Origin of the sequence: Paenibacillus sp. PK3_47, assembly GCF_023520895.1 — a bacterium.
Classification (GTDB): domain Bacteria; phylum Bacillota; class Bacilli; order Paenibacillales; family Paenibacillaceae; genus Paenibacillus_AQ.
Map to the genome: position 1 here is coordinate 2,291,371 of NZ_CP026029.1, position 12,939 is coordinate 2,304,309.

At 52.5% G+C, this 12,939-nt stretch carries 15 protein-coding genes and 1 riboswitch; all 15 genes read right to left on the minus strand.

What is annotated here, in order from left to right; all coding sequences use genetic code 11:
- Nucleotides 1-6: 6 nt before the first annotated feature.
- The 15 genes from C2I18_RS10315 to C2I18_RS10385 all read right to left on the minus strand — a co-directional run bounded on the left by C2I18_RS10315 (nucleotide 7) and on the right by C2I18_RS10385 (nucleotide 12,757).
- The gene (locus C2I18_RS10315) at nucleotides 7-558 is read right to left on the minus strand and encodes a F0F1 ATP synthase subunit delta (protein ID WP_249901096.1); all 552 of its coding nucleotides are present in this window, start codon (nucleotides 556-558) and stop codon (nucleotides 7-9) included.
- Nucleotides 555-1,043 carry a F0F1 ATP synthase subunit B gene (atpF, locus tag C2I18_RS10320; RefSeq protein ID WP_249901097.1) on the minus strand — a complete coding sequence of 163 codons (489 nt, stop codon included), beginning with the start codon at nucleotides 1,041-1,043 and terminating at the stop codon, nucleotides 555-557. Before atpF ends, C2I18_RS10315 begins: the two co-directional genes overlap by 4 nt.
- A 97-nt stretch (nucleotides 1,044-1,140) precedes the next feature.
- On the minus strand, nucleotides 1,141-1,353 hold the full coding sequence (atpE, locus tag C2I18_RS10325) for a F0F1 ATP synthase subunit C (protein WP_039877624.1): 213 nt from the start codon (nucleotides 1,351-1,353) through the stop codon (nucleotides 1,141-1,143).
- A gap of 108 nt (nucleotides 1,354-1,461) precedes the next feature.
- Nucleotides 1,462-2,229, minus strand: a complete 768-nt coding sequence (atpB, locus tag C2I18_RS10330) for a F0F1 ATP synthase subunit A (RefSeq protein ID WP_249901098.1) — start codon at nucleotides 2,227-2,229, stop codon at nucleotides 1,462-1,464.
- 29 nt (nucleotides 2,230-2,258) lie between these two features.
- Complete coding sequence (locus tag C2I18_RS10335) at nucleotides 2,259-2,636, minus strand: ATP synthase subunit I (RefSeq protein WP_249901099.1); 378 nt, start codon at nucleotides 2,634-2,636, stop codon at nucleotides 2,259-2,261.
- A complete protein-coding gene (locus C2I18_RS10340; RefSeq protein WP_249901100.1) occupies nucleotides 2,629-2,862 on the minus strand; it encodes an AtpZ/AtpI family protein in 234 nt (77 codons plus the stop codon). Before C2I18_RS10340 ends, C2I18_RS10335 begins: the two co-directional genes overlap by 8 nt.
- Before the next feature lie 178 nt (nucleotides 2,863-3,040).
- Complete coding sequence (wecB, locus tag C2I18_RS10345; RefSeq protein ID WP_249901101.1) at nucleotides 3,041-4,201, minus strand: non-hydrolyzing UDP-N-acetylglucosamine 2-epimerase; 1,161 nt, start codon at nucleotides 4,199-4,201, stop codon at nucleotides 3,041-3,043.
- A 63-nt stretch (nucleotides 4,202-4,264) separates the two neighbouring features.
- Nucleotides 4,265-4,894, minus strand: coding sequence for a uracil phosphoribosyltransferase (upp, locus tag C2I18_RS10350; protein ID WP_039877631.1), 630 nt, complete (start codon nucleotides 4,892-4,894; stop codon nucleotides 4,265-4,267).
- A gap of 462 nt (nucleotides 4,895-5,356) precedes the next feature.
- Nucleotides 5,357-6,604 (minus strand): serine hydroxymethyltransferase, encoded by a 1,248-nt coding sequence (locus tag C2I18_RS10355; RefSeq protein WP_249901102.1) that lies wholly within the window; start codon nucleotides 6,602-6,604, stop codon nucleotides 5,357-5,359.
- 88 nt (nucleotides 6,605-6,692) lie between these two features.
- Nucleotides 6,693-7,346 carry a TIGR01440 family protein gene (locus C2I18_RS10360; RefSeq protein WP_249901103.1) on the minus strand — a complete coding sequence of 218 codons (654 nt, stop codon included), beginning with the start codon at nucleotides 7,344-7,346 and terminating at the stop codon, nucleotides 6,693-6,695.
- 82 nt (nucleotides 7,347-7,428) lie between these two features.
- A riboswitch (ZMP/ZTP riboswitch) is annotated at nucleotides 7,429-7,511 on the minus strand.
- Between the two features lie 50 nt (nucleotides 7,512-7,561).
- The gene (locus tag C2I18_RS10365; RefSeq protein ID WP_249901104.1) at nucleotides 7,562-8,149 is read right to left on the minus strand and encodes a low molecular weight protein arginine phosphatase; all 588 of its coding nucleotides are present in this window, start codon (nucleotides 8,147-8,149) and stop codon (nucleotides 7,562-7,564) included.
- Nucleotides 8,150-8,200: 51 nt separating this feature from the next.
- Nucleotides 8,201-8,767, minus strand: coding sequence for a manganese efflux pump MntP (locus C2I18_RS10370; protein WP_481857930.1), 567 nt, complete (start codon nucleotides 8,765-8,767; stop codon nucleotides 8,201-8,203).
- A gap of 596 nt (nucleotides 8,768-9,363) precedes the next feature.
- Nucleotides 9,364-10,581, minus strand: coding sequence for an L-threonylcarbamoyladenylate synthase (locus tag C2I18_RS10375; RefSeq protein ID WP_249901105.1), 1,218 nt, complete (start codon nucleotides 10,579-10,581; stop codon nucleotides 9,364-9,366).
- 170 nt (nucleotides 10,582-10,751) lie between these two features.
- A complete protein-coding gene (gene spoIIR, locus C2I18_RS10380) occupies nucleotides 10,752-11,495 on the minus strand; it encodes a stage II sporulation protein R (protein ID WP_249901106.1) in 744 nt (247 codons plus the stop codon).
- Nucleotides 11,496-11,563: 68 nt separating this feature from the next.
- Nucleotides 11,564-12,757, minus strand: coding sequence for an FtsW/RodA/SpoVE family cell cycle protein (locus tag C2I18_RS10385; protein WP_249901107.1), 1,194 nt, complete (start codon nucleotides 12,755-12,757; stop codon nucleotides 11,564-11,566).
- Nucleotides 12,758-12,939: the final 182 nt, after the last annotated feature.

Here is a 12,939-nt window from a genome sequence, read left to right on the forward strand (position 1 = left end):
TCACCCCTATCCTCTATGCTTATCGTTAAAAGATTTCTCAAGACGCGCAAGTTTGCCGGACAAGCTTCCGTCATACAGCGTATCGCCGATGACGACCTTCAGTCCGCCGAGCAGGCTTGTGTCGACCAGATTAGTAACCCGGATTTTGCGGTTGGTAATCTGACTGAATTCTGCCGCTACTGTATTCTGCTCTGCTTCGCTAAGCGGATAAGCAGAGTATACAGTTGCATCGCCGATGCCGAGTGCGTCTCCCTCTATTTTGATGTAAGTTTCCAGCAGATCAGCGAACAGTTCGGTTCTGCCCCGCTCTACCAGCAATTCTACCGTGTTCATCACCGTTGGAGACAGCTTATCTTGAAGCGCTGTACGCAGCACCTTCAGCTTGTCGGACTGTGAGATCCGCGGTGCATGAATGAACCGTTTGACCTCCTGGTCAAGATGCAGCACCTCAACCACTGTCTTCAGCTGTTGTTCCACTTCAAGTGTAATGCCTTTCTTCACCGCTGCACTGTACAAAGCTTTGGCGTAGCGGCCGGCAACTACTGTATCGCGGCTCATGAGCGGCCTCCTACCTCTTTGAGGTATTGATTAACCAGCTGCTCCTGTTCACCGTCAGCCTTGACTTCCTTCTCAAGCAGCTTGGAAGCAATGCGGACCGATGCAGTTCCCAGCTCGCTGCGCAGAGCTTCTACTGCTTTGTTCTTCTCGTTGGAAATATCACGGACAGCCTCATCCTTCAGACGGGCAGCCTCTGCTTTGGCCTGATCCAGAAGACGGTCAGCCTGATTGCTGCTGGTAGCCTGGGACTGCTGAATAATCTGCTGTGCTTCCAGGCGCGCCTGCTGCAGAGCCTGCTTCTGTTCTTCAACATAAGCGACCGCCTGCTCTCTGGTCTTCGCAGCTTCATCCATCTGCTGCATGACCAGTTCACGGCGTTTCTCCATTACGCCAAACAACTTGCTGAATGCAAACTTACTAAGCAGGAAATATAGAATCGCAAAAGCTATAATTGTAAAAACTATATTGCTCCAAACTATCTCCACTGAGGTCACTCCTTTCCGTTACCGCGAAGCGCGGACATATACAAAAGTAAGGCGCGGATGGCACTTGCCCTCCCCGCCAAACCGTAGGAACGGTTTATTAAGAAAACATGATCAGGAATGCAATAACTGTTGCCGCCAAAGGAATAACTTCGACGATACCTACACCGATAAACATAGTTGTCTGCAAAGCGTTGCGTGCTTCAGGCTGACGGGCGATAGATTCTACCGTTCTGCTGACGATCATACCGTTACCAAGACCTGCACCGAGTGCGCCCAAACCAACCGCGATTGCTGCTGCCAAAAATTCCATTTGTAAATATCCTCCTTTAAATTCGGTTCATTTTGTATTTGTTTAATGATATAAAATATCTCCCGCGAAGCCAGTTCCGGCTGTGCCGCTGATCTTCACGGCAGTTCATTAATGCGCTTCTTCCTCGTGGATCGTCATCTGAGCGATGTACACCATCGTCAGAATCGTAAAGATAAATGCCTGAAGTGCTCCGACGAAAATACTGAATCCCTGCCATACTGCCAAGAATGGAATACTGAGAACACCCAGCTTCAGAATGACCGTGATCAGAACCTCACCGGCAAAAATGTTGGCGAACAAACGGATAGCCAGAGCTACCGGCTTCGCCAGATTCTCGATAATGTTCAGCGGCAAAAAGATGGGAAACGGCTCAACATAGTGCTTGAAGTAATGTTTGCCGTTCAGCTTGATCCCCAGATAGTTCATCAGAACAAAAACGATAATCGCAAGTCCGGCTGTAACATTGATATCTGCAGTCGGTGATTTGTACCACAGGATATGGGCATGCTCGCCATGCGTCAGGTTTCTGGTTGCTTCGATGACATGACCGAAGACAGTAACCGGTTCGTGGGCTTCAGTGATGACGGAGAACGGAAGACCGAGGAGATTGGAGACAAAGATAAACAGTATCAGCGTCAATCCCAAAGCTATGTAAGGCTTCCCTTTCTTCAGGTCCATCGCACTGCTGATAAGTCCCTGTACAAATTCTACTACCCATTCCATGAAATTCTGGAGCTTGGACGGGTTCTCGACTGACAGGTTACGGACGGACAGCATAACCAGAACGAACACCAGAACCGAACTGATAAGCAGCATCAGGACAGCAGATAAATCAATAGGTATTCCGCCGACATAGATTAAAGGCATTTCGTGCATTGTATCATCCCCCTTTCTCTTTAATCTGGTTACAGCTTGTTCTTAATACTCAGGTATATCCCTGCCGGGATAGCGAGAAGCTGGGGAATGAACAGGCCGGCAATGGTTGCCTCCAGCGAGAAATGCTCGATCTTGACCGAGAACATGGTGACCAGAATCGCAAAGCAGATCCGTGTAACAAAACCAAGGCTGAATGCCTTCCCCTCATGGTTCGCAACCGACTTTGATACCTGCCTCACCTTGACGGCAAGATACCGGAAATTCACCAACCCCGCTAGCAGACCCAGCGTCATACCGAGTGTTACAGCCCGGGTCTCATGGTGGAGAGCCCAGCCCATTAACAGCCCAGCCATGATGCTGAGAGTGATTCTGGTCACGGTGCTGATCATGGGAGTCATATTATCCATTTTGCTCCCCCAGAAATTTTTTGATTAACAGGACGACGTTCACGATACCCAGAATCATTCCGGCGATCGTGCCGACAGCCAGCCAATATTTGGGGCCTTCCATCAGGTTTTGAAGCCACCTTGCCGCGTAGAATCCTATAATAATGTAAGCGGCTAACAAAGTGCCTGCACTACCAATGACCAAAGCGGTTTTTCCCAGTCCAGCTTCGTCCTTTTGTTGTTTCATAGGCTCAATCCCAACTAATTTTACTGAATACCCAGACTCTTTGTCAATTCACCGAAAATTGCTCAAAAGTGTGTGAAAACATGAAAATAATCACAGCAAAATCATTCAAAACCATATAAACCGTACAGTTTCACTGTATGCTGTTTTTATTCACTTTAGTATATTAGTGGTTATGTCCTCAATTATTATTTGTGAACATTCTGTGAAACTCTTCGGGACGCTCTTCAATCGCTCCAAAATGGTGCAAAATCGCATTGACAATCCTCTTGGAAGCATTGCCGTCCCCATACGGGTTGGCGGCCCGGCTCATTGACAGATACAGGTCCTGATCCGTCAGCAGAGCATGTGTCCGTTGATACACCTTCTCCTCGTCCGTCCCCACAAGCTCCAGTGTTCCGGCTTCGATTCCTTCCGGGCGTTCCGTCGTATCACGCAGTACTAGCACGGGAACTCCAAAGGATGGAGCTTCCTCCTGCAGTCCGCCGGAATCGGTCAAAATCAGGTGGGTATGCGGATAAAAGTTATGCAGGTCAACGACATCCAGCGGATCAATCAGCTTGATTCTCGGATGCCCGCCAAGGATCTCGTGGGCCGGTTCCTTCACGGCCGGACTCGGATGCACAGGATACACAATGGCTACATCTTCAAATTCATCAGCGATTCTTTTGACAGCACGGAAAATATGACGGTGCGGTTCGCCTTGAGACTCCCTGCGGTGCGCCGTCATCAAAATAAGCCTTTTTCCTGCCGCAAAATCCAGTACAGGATGCCGGTAGTCCGGCTGTACGGTATATTGAAACACATCGGTTACCGTATTGCCTGTGATATAAATGGTTGACTCTTTTTTGTTCTCGTGTCTCAAGTTTCCGGCTGACCAGTCGGTTGGTGCAAAGTGCAAATCAGCAAGCACACCTGTGAGCTGACGGTTCATTTCCTCCGGATACGGGGACAATTTGTTCCAGGTCCGCAGACCTGCTTCAACATGCCCAACCTGAATCTGCTGCAGGAACGAAGCGTAGCTGGCCAGAAAGGTCGTAAGTGTGTCGCCGTGCACCAGCACCAGATCAGGCTTGGCCTCACGAAGCACAGGCTCGAGCCCTTCAAGGACACGGATTGTAATCTCGTTCAGTGTCTGGCGGTCTTTCATCACATCCAGATCATAATCAGGAGTGATCTTGAACACCTCCAGCACTTGATCCAGCAGTTCACGGTGCTGTGCCGTTACGCAGACAACGGATTCAATCTGCTCGGGGTGCCTGTTCAGTTCCAGGACCAGAGGCGCCATCTTGATCGCTTCGGGGCGCACTCCGAAAATCGTCATTACTTTAATTTTGGACATAACCCCTACCCTCTCTTCTAATGTATACAGTATTGCTTCTGTTCTATAGTACTTGTCTGCACATTATTTGGTTCCATATAAACGGTCACCGGCATCGCCAAGTCCCGGAACAATGTAACCATGATCATTCAGATGATCATCAAGCGCCGCAACGTAGATATCAACATCCGGGTGGGCAGCCTGTACCGCAGCCACACCTTCCGGAGCAGCAATCAGGTTCATCATCTTGATCTGGGTGCATCCGCGGTTCTTCAGCGATGTGATTGCGGCAATGGCAGAGCCGCCTGTAGCCAGCATCGGATCAATAACGATCAGCTCGCGTTCCTGCACATCGGTAGGAAGCTTAATGTAATATTCAACAGGCTGCAGAGTTTCCGGATCACGGAACAAGCCTACATGTCCTACTTTTGCCGCCGGAAGCAGCTTCAGCACCCCTTCAGTCATGCCAAGGCCTGCACGGAGAATCGGAATCAGCCCGAGCATTCTCCCCGAGATTACCTTGCTCTCCGTCTCAGCTACAGGCGTCTGTACTGTAATTGTCTCCAGCGGAATATCACGCGTAATCTCATAAGCCATAAGAGTGGCCACTTCATCTACATGTTCTCTGAATTCTTTCGTGTTTGTCCGCACATCGCGGATAAATGTCAATTTGTGCTGAATCAAAGGATGATCGCAAATCACCAATTTTCCCATTCTTGTCCCTCCGGTAATTGTAAGTCTTGTCAGCCGCGGAAAGCGCTTTTCGCCCCCTGATGGCTAAATCCTGTCTATTATATCATCACCGCCGCCGCTTTTCACCTTCAAAGGGAGTGAGCAATATTCCAATTATAAACTGCCGCAATGTCCGGTTTCCGGTAAAGTTTATAAAATTCTCCTCGGGGATTGCCTGATACGCGCTGCTTAGTTTATGCCGTTTTATACATTTCATACTTTTCACATTCTTTTCACCTTTATTATTGAAAATTCCATGAACTTTCATGAATCTTTCAAGATAATCAGCGGGTTTTTTCAGCAAAAAAATGTGAACATTGTGCAACACTAGAGTTTTCCCTGATCTTTGACCGGATAAATATAGAAAAAGCCTTCGCAGGACGGAACATACCGGCGCTGCGAAGGCATAAGAGCATTGTAAAAATAACGGAGTCAGGACCCGCTTTAGTACTGCAGTCCAGGATAGATAGGGAATTTCTCGGTCAGCGCAGCTACATCGCGGGCTGCCTCTGCCAGCTTCGCCTCATCCTTCGGATTCTTCAGCACACTGGCAATAATACGGCCAATAGTCACCATAGCCTCCTCGTCCATTCCGCGGGAGGTAACCGCAGGCGTACCGATCCGGATGCCGCTTGTTACAAACGGGCTCGTAGGATCAAACGGAATTGCATTTTTGTTCACGGTAATGCCGATGGAATCCAGTACTTTCTCAGCGTCTTTACCGGTAATGTTAAGTCCACGGGTATCCAGAAGCATCAGGTGATTGTCTGTACCGCCGGATACAATGTTCACACCCTCACCGACCAGTGTCTCAGCAAGTACTTTCGCGTTCTTCACTACATTCTCCGCATAAGTTTTGAAGGATGGCTGCAGGGCTTCACCAAAGGCTACGGCTTTGGAAGCTATCACATGCATCAGCGGTCCGCCCTGGGAGCCCGGGAATACCGCTTTATCAATGGCAGCAGCCCATGGCTGTCTGCACAGAATCATGCCTCCGCGTGGTCCGCGCAGGGTTTTGTGTGTGGTCGTAGTCACAAAATGAGCATGAGGAACCGGATTCGGATGCAGCCCGGCAGCCACCAGACCCGCGATGTGGGCCATATCTACCATAAACAAAGCGCCGACATCATTCGCAATAGAACCGAGCGCTTCAAAATCAATGGTACGCGGATATGCACTCGCCCCGGCTACAATCAGCTTCGGACGGTGTTTGAAAGCCGCTTTGCGCACTTCATCATAGTCGATCAGGAAAGTATCTTCCTGCACTCCGTAAGCTACAAAGTTATAGAGCAGGCCGGAGGCATTGACAGGACTTCCGTGCGTCAAGTGGCCGCCATGCGCCAGATTCATACCCAGTACAGTATCACCCGGATTCAGGGCAGCTAGATATACCGCCATATTGGCTTGGGCTCCGGAATGCGGCTGAACGTTGGCATGGTCTGCACCGAACAGCTGCTTGGCACGGTCGCGGGCCAGATTTTCCACGATATCTACATCTTCACAACCGCCGTAGTAACGCTTGCCGGGATACCCCTCCGCATATTTGTTCGTCAGTACAGAACCCATAGCTTCCATTACAGCTTCGCTGACGATATTCTCAGAGGCGATAAGCTCGATATTGGCGCGCTGGCGGCTCAACTCCAGCCCCATCGCTTCCAGTACTGCTGGGTCACTCTTACGCAATTGTTCCATGTTAATCTTTTCCTCCCTAGGGTTTATAGATTTATGTTGTGATCGAGAACATACATGGTCTTTATCCTTCTATACAGGATCCATCCCGTCAGTCGCACAGCAGCGAACCGCTGGTTTCCGGATTCCGGTACACCGCCCGCTCCCCGCCGATCAGCGGCGGCCTGGTCCAGGCGGCATTCACTCTGGCTGAACCGACATAACGCAGGCTCGGACGAAACGGAACTGCTACCCGGCGCAAATGCATGCCGATCAGTGTCTCGCCGATATCAATTCCCGCATGGGCCTCTACTGTCTCGGCCAGAACGGGCTCTGTCATGGAGCGGTACGCCGCAGCAGCCATAGACCCCCCCGCTCCCGGAACGGGAACAGCCGAAACTTCCCTCAGCCCCAGCGATTCCAGCAAAGACCGTTCCATGACAAGCGCACGGTTCAAGTGCTCGCAGCACTGGTATACCAGGTGAAATCCCCATTTGTCCGCAGCCTGACGGATACCCTGCAGCAGCTGATCCGCTACCTCAAGCGCACCGCCGGTGCCGATCCGTACCCCCGCCACTTCACTTGTGCTGACACCGACAACAACAATTTTACCGGGACCCAGCCTGCCGGCTTCCGCCAGCTCATTCACAATAACGGCGGCTTGAGCAGCCAGGGAAAGATCCCCCTCTGTCCTGCCTTCTGTTTCCCCGGCGGCGTTGCCGGAGGCGCGTTCTTCCCAGGCTCCCTGCTTCTGCATATCATCCATTCTTCTGCCTCCCTATGGCCAGCGGCACATAATTTGGTGATTTTAAACAAAAAAGAGCAGTCCGCAGTTGGCTGCGGATGTGCTCTTTTGCCCAGGCGACCGGCCGTTTATTCCAGTGCTCCATCGTGGTTTCATCCACACTTGTCGCCAGTTACACCGGAACCGGATAATATTTATTTCATCTTAAAGGATTGTTCGTAAAAAATCAACCATCTTTACAGCCGGCGTAAGGATTCCAGCTTATCGATCAGACTGTGCAGAGCCGTACGGATTTCTGCCGCTGCAAGCTCATAATCCTCGCGCGAGCCGCCGAACGGGTCAGTGATATCAAAGCTCGGAATCCGCTGGCGGATTTCGATAATCCGCTGCAGCTTTGCAGCATCCGGCTCACCGCCCAGCGCAATCGTCAGCTCCGCATCGGCATACAGGCTGTCCAGCTCGCTGATATCACGGTTAACCGCCTCTTCATTATGGACATATTCCTTCAGGGTATGTGTCTTTGATACCGCTTCAGGGAAATATTGCAGCAGGTGCCGCTTGTGTCCGCCCGTAAGCGTCAGTATCAGATCCGCCCAGGCCACATTCTCAGCGTTCAGCTGGCTGGAAGTTATATGATCATGAATCCCTTCATCCAGCAGAATCGCCGAGGCATGCCTGGATATGGAAGTTCCGGAAATGGCCGAAACGCCTGCAGACCGCACCTCGAGATCCACTCCGCGCTCCTTTGCAAGCTTCCGCAAAAGCCCTTCAGCCATCGGACTGCGGCATGTATTTCCAGTGCAGACGAATAAAATACGCATCATGCTTTCCACCTCCAAGAAGGATATATAATAAAATGTTGTGCCGTAATTGTATCAAAAGATGAACAGCATGCCAAACGCCAGCAGGATCGCCCCGCCCAGCGCCTCCCCGTAACCGCCCAGCTCACGGCTGACTCTTCTGCCCAGCAGCAGTCCGACAATGGACATCAGGCCGCCGCAGGCTCCGAAAGCAAGTATGGTTACAGTTATGCTATTCACGAACATTCCAAGCGATACACCGACTGAGAAGGAATCTATACTCACACTGAGCGAAATAAGCAGCATTCCCCACAGATTCCGGTGATCCAGCGACCGGTTGGCACCCGCCTCTCCGCGAAAGGAATTGTAGACCATATGCCCCCCGAGCAGAACGAGCAGCCCCCCGGCAGCATAGGTGGTAACCTGGCCCAGCAAATGCCCGACATAGCTTCCGGTAAACAAGCCCAGCAAAGGCATCAGCACATGAAAAAAAGCAATCAGCAGGCTGAGCTGCAGCACATGAAGCAGACGGATTCCTTTCATCCCGATCCCTACACCGAGCGAAAAAGCATCCATCCCCAGCGCAACTGCCATAATGGCAATGGTTACTATCTGCCCCAAGCCAGCAAATCCTCCCGCCATACCAATGCCCATGCCCATCCCCATACCCCCAAAGTCCGAAAGTCTTGTACAACAACGATATGCGGACAAGAAGGCAATCATGACTGACAAGAAGGCAATCATGACTGAATGGGGCAGGTTAGGATTTTAAGGCCATACGCTGACTGAAGGTTGCTTCACTGACCGGGCTGACTTAGGGCAGGACAGCAGGCTATGGGCCGGATTCCCTCACGGACCTGGCTGTGATTCAGCTGTGGCGTTACCCTTCTTGGTTTTATTGCATTTCGTGCAGCTATAATGTTAAATTTCTGCGCGGGGAGAGTTTCAACTGCAGTTTCTACAACTAAATTTCCCGATATTTCATATAAGAAGGCTATCTGCCTTTTTTAATTGCACAGAATACAGCTAAACTTCAGAATCCGGTTTTTCGCAGTCTTTTAACTGTATAAAATACAACTATACGTTAGTCGTTAGTCGTTCGTTGTTCGTTGTTCGTCGTTATACGTTAAACGTTAGTCGTTACACGTTATCAATTCCCGGTTACGCTCATTAGACGAACCATACTATGGTTCATTAACAGACTTGCCGTCCTCAAGGGTAAGGCGTTATCCGCCGGATTAGACGGCGTCGATCACGGACCCGCCGGCTGCTTTCATCAGCCGGTTCATGATGGCGGCGCCGAGGCCGGTCTCCGGGCAGGCCTCGGCCAGAATGTAGGTCGCTCCCGCTTCATCGAAGCGCCGCAGGGCGGCATACAGGGAGCGGCCCGCTTCCTCCGGCGAGCTGAGCGAGCCGAGGGATGCTACGCAGGCAGCCGGGACGGCGGGGTACAGGTCCCTGTGCTCCTCGAAGAGGAGCAGGCCTGTTACCTCGCCATCCCGCTGCGCCGCCTGCAGGAGGCCGGCGGCAGTCTCCGCCACGCGCAGCGGGGAGCTGCCGCGCACGACGCCGAGCCAGCCCTGCGGCGCGTAGTGCGTGTACTTCATGCCCGGCGCGCGCGGCGCCGGGCTGCCGCCTGCCCGCACGGAGCCGGCACGGCCAGCACCAGCTTTGCCCGCGTCTGCGGCAAAGCCTACCTCAGCACCCGGTGCCGCATCGACCGCACCGGGACCGCACACCGCCGCCAGCTGCTCGGCGGTGATGCCCCCGGGACGGAGCACCGCGACCGTCCCGTCCGGCCGCACCTGCACCACGGTCGACTCCAGGCCGACTCCGGCCGCGCCGCCGTCCAGAACCCCGCCGATATATCCGGCGAGGTCTTCCATCACGTGCGCGGCCGTCGTCGGACTCGGCCGCCCGGAGCGGTTGGCGCTGGGCGCAGCAACCGGACAGCCGGCCGCGCGGAGCAGCGCCAGCGCAACCGGATGGTCCGGCATCCGCACGCCGACCGTATCCAGTCCCGCCGTAACCAGCGGCGAGAGCACATCAGGACGCACCGGCAGCACCACGGTCAGCGGACCGGGCCAGAAGGCATCCATCAGCGCCTCTGCGACCGGATGCACTTCTGCAACCAGCACATCCACGGCCTCACGACTGGCAACATGCACGATCAGCGGATTATCGGAAGGACGGCCTTTGGCCGCGAACACCGCTTCTACAGCTGAGGTATTGCGGGCATCGGCACCCAGCCCGTACACCGTTTCGGTCGGAAACGCCACCGTCTCTCCTTCAAGCAGCATCGCTGCCGCCGCCGTTATGGCATCCTGGTCATTCCCGCTGTGCTTCGCCGGGAAGGAGACTCCAGCTTCTGCCCCATCCAGTTTCCAGTACACAGTAGAATCTATAGTTCCGCTCCGGCGCTGGGCCGCGAACGGCTGATCATGACGTTCGTTCATTTTTTATCACAAGCTTTCTCCAAGGGGTTGTCTTGCCAATCTTAAAAACGGCCCCACCAGGTGGAGCCGCCAAAGCCGAATATCCGCTCAAGTCCAGCATTTATAGTAACATATAACGCTGCAAAACTGTAGATTCCAATCCATTGCCCGCAGGCGTTATCAGATACAGCTTATGACCACAGCCCGCTGATCCAGCTCCATAATTTGCCCAGCAGCTCCCAGACGAAAAACTTCACTTCAGGCGCATCCGCGTCCCCGTCCGTACCCGTGCTGTCTGCCGATACCGTCTGTACGTTACCTTCAGCCGCAGCCTTCACTTTATCACTGCCATTTGCACCGGCGGCAGAGGCTGTTCCTGCACCCTTGGCTGCAGCATCCCCCGATCCGGCATCAATGAAGCACAGCGGCGGGAACAATACACACCACCAGTTTTGCCCTTTTCCGGCACCCAAGGTAACACGGACAGCTTCATAATCGCCTGCGGGATATACGGTTCCTCCATACAGTTTGGTCGGAAACGGAACCACACCGAGTTCGACTTTATAGGAATAATCGATGCCGCGCTGTGCCAGCTCTTGTCCGACAAGCTCGTTCAGTTCCGGCAGATGCGTGCGGATCAGCGCCCGCGCCTGCTCCAGGCTCTGCGGATCCTCCAGCGACGTGACCCACTGGTTCATCTGTTCGACGATTTTATCGCGGATCTGGCTTTTGACCAACTGGTCTCCCGCGCCGTCAGAGTTAGCCAGAATCCGCAGACGGATAGACTCTTGGGGAATCAGTGCCTCCGCTACCGCCGCATCGCTTTTTTGACCTTCCCAGGCCATCATCAGAATCATAAAAAAACAAATTAAAATGGCAGTATACTTAAAAGTAACGCGTAATGATTCCTGTATTTCCGATTGCTTGAATCCCATCTTCAGCAGCCCCTCTCCCTCTTAAACTCTCATGTCCCCAGTATGCCCGGGAAGGAGGGGCTGCAAACCTAGTAATCTAGCATTTTATTTCGGACAGGGGGAATGGCGGGAACCGGCAGGTCATCCTCCACATCCTGGCCATACAGCAGTACGCTCATTGCAATGCCCATACTGGCCATATTAATCAGGACTGAAGTCCCGCCAAAGCTGATAAACGGCAAGGTTATTCCTGTCAGCGGCATCAGTCCGATATATGCCCCGATATTCTCAAGAATCTGGTACAGCAGCATCGCGACAATGCCGACAATCAGAAACGGTCCCGCGCGGTCACGGCACGATAGGGCAATCAGAATCAACCGGTGGATCAGGATAAAAAACAGCAGCAGCAGCACCGCCGCACCGATAAAGCCGTACTCTTCGGCAATCTGCACAAAAATTGCATCCGAATACGTAACCGGCACCCGCCCGGACTGGACAGAGCTGCCCTGCATATAACCTTCGCCGCTCATCCCGCCGGAGGCAATGGCCACCTTGGCATTACGGGTCTGGTAGCTGGCATCACTGCTGGCCAGTTCGGGAACGAGCCACGGGTCAAACCGGGAAATAAAGTGCTCGCGGCCGATGGTTTCTTTTATAAAATGCACAGTCTGGTCATGGTATTGGGTATAGCTCACAATAAAGCCGGCCAGCGCTCCCCCGCACAAGACAAAGCCGATCAGGGCATGGGTGAATTTAATCCGGCCGATCCATAAAATACCGAGCAAAATAACAATATAAGCGAAGGCATTGCCAAGGTCATTCTGGATAATTACAATGCCAAAGGGGAACAGCGCCAGCAGGCTCAGCGGAATGACATCACGCCAGAATTGGAGCGTATGTTTATTTTTGCGTACCAGCACGGAGGCCAGAAACAGAATTAACACCAGCTTGAACAGCTCGGCCGGCTGGATACTGAGACTTCCGATGATAATCCAGCCCTTCGCCCCGTTCTTCACCGCTCCGATCAGACTGACCAGCAGCAGTATCCCGATCCCCGCGATATAGATATACAGCCCGTATTTCACCAGCAGCCGATAATCAAACACAGACAGCAGGAAAAAGGCGATAAAGCCCAGCACATAATATTTGAGCATCTGAATATGGTAGCCGTCGATATCCTGCCTTCCATGCGTGACACTGTATATTGAAAAAATACTGATGCCCATCAGCAGAACCAAAATGAGGATAATTACTCCGTCTACCTTTTTAATCCTTTGAAGCATGGGACCGCTCCTTCTGCATATAGATTGGATGCTCTTCGCCGTACAGCGCCATATATGAACAGCCACTTATTTCCATTGTAATGCAAGCCGGCCCCCGGATACAATTTTATATATTTTGCCCACAATATCCCTGATGACGCAAAAATAAACCGCCGGAGTGCTCTCTGCAGACGAGATGCATT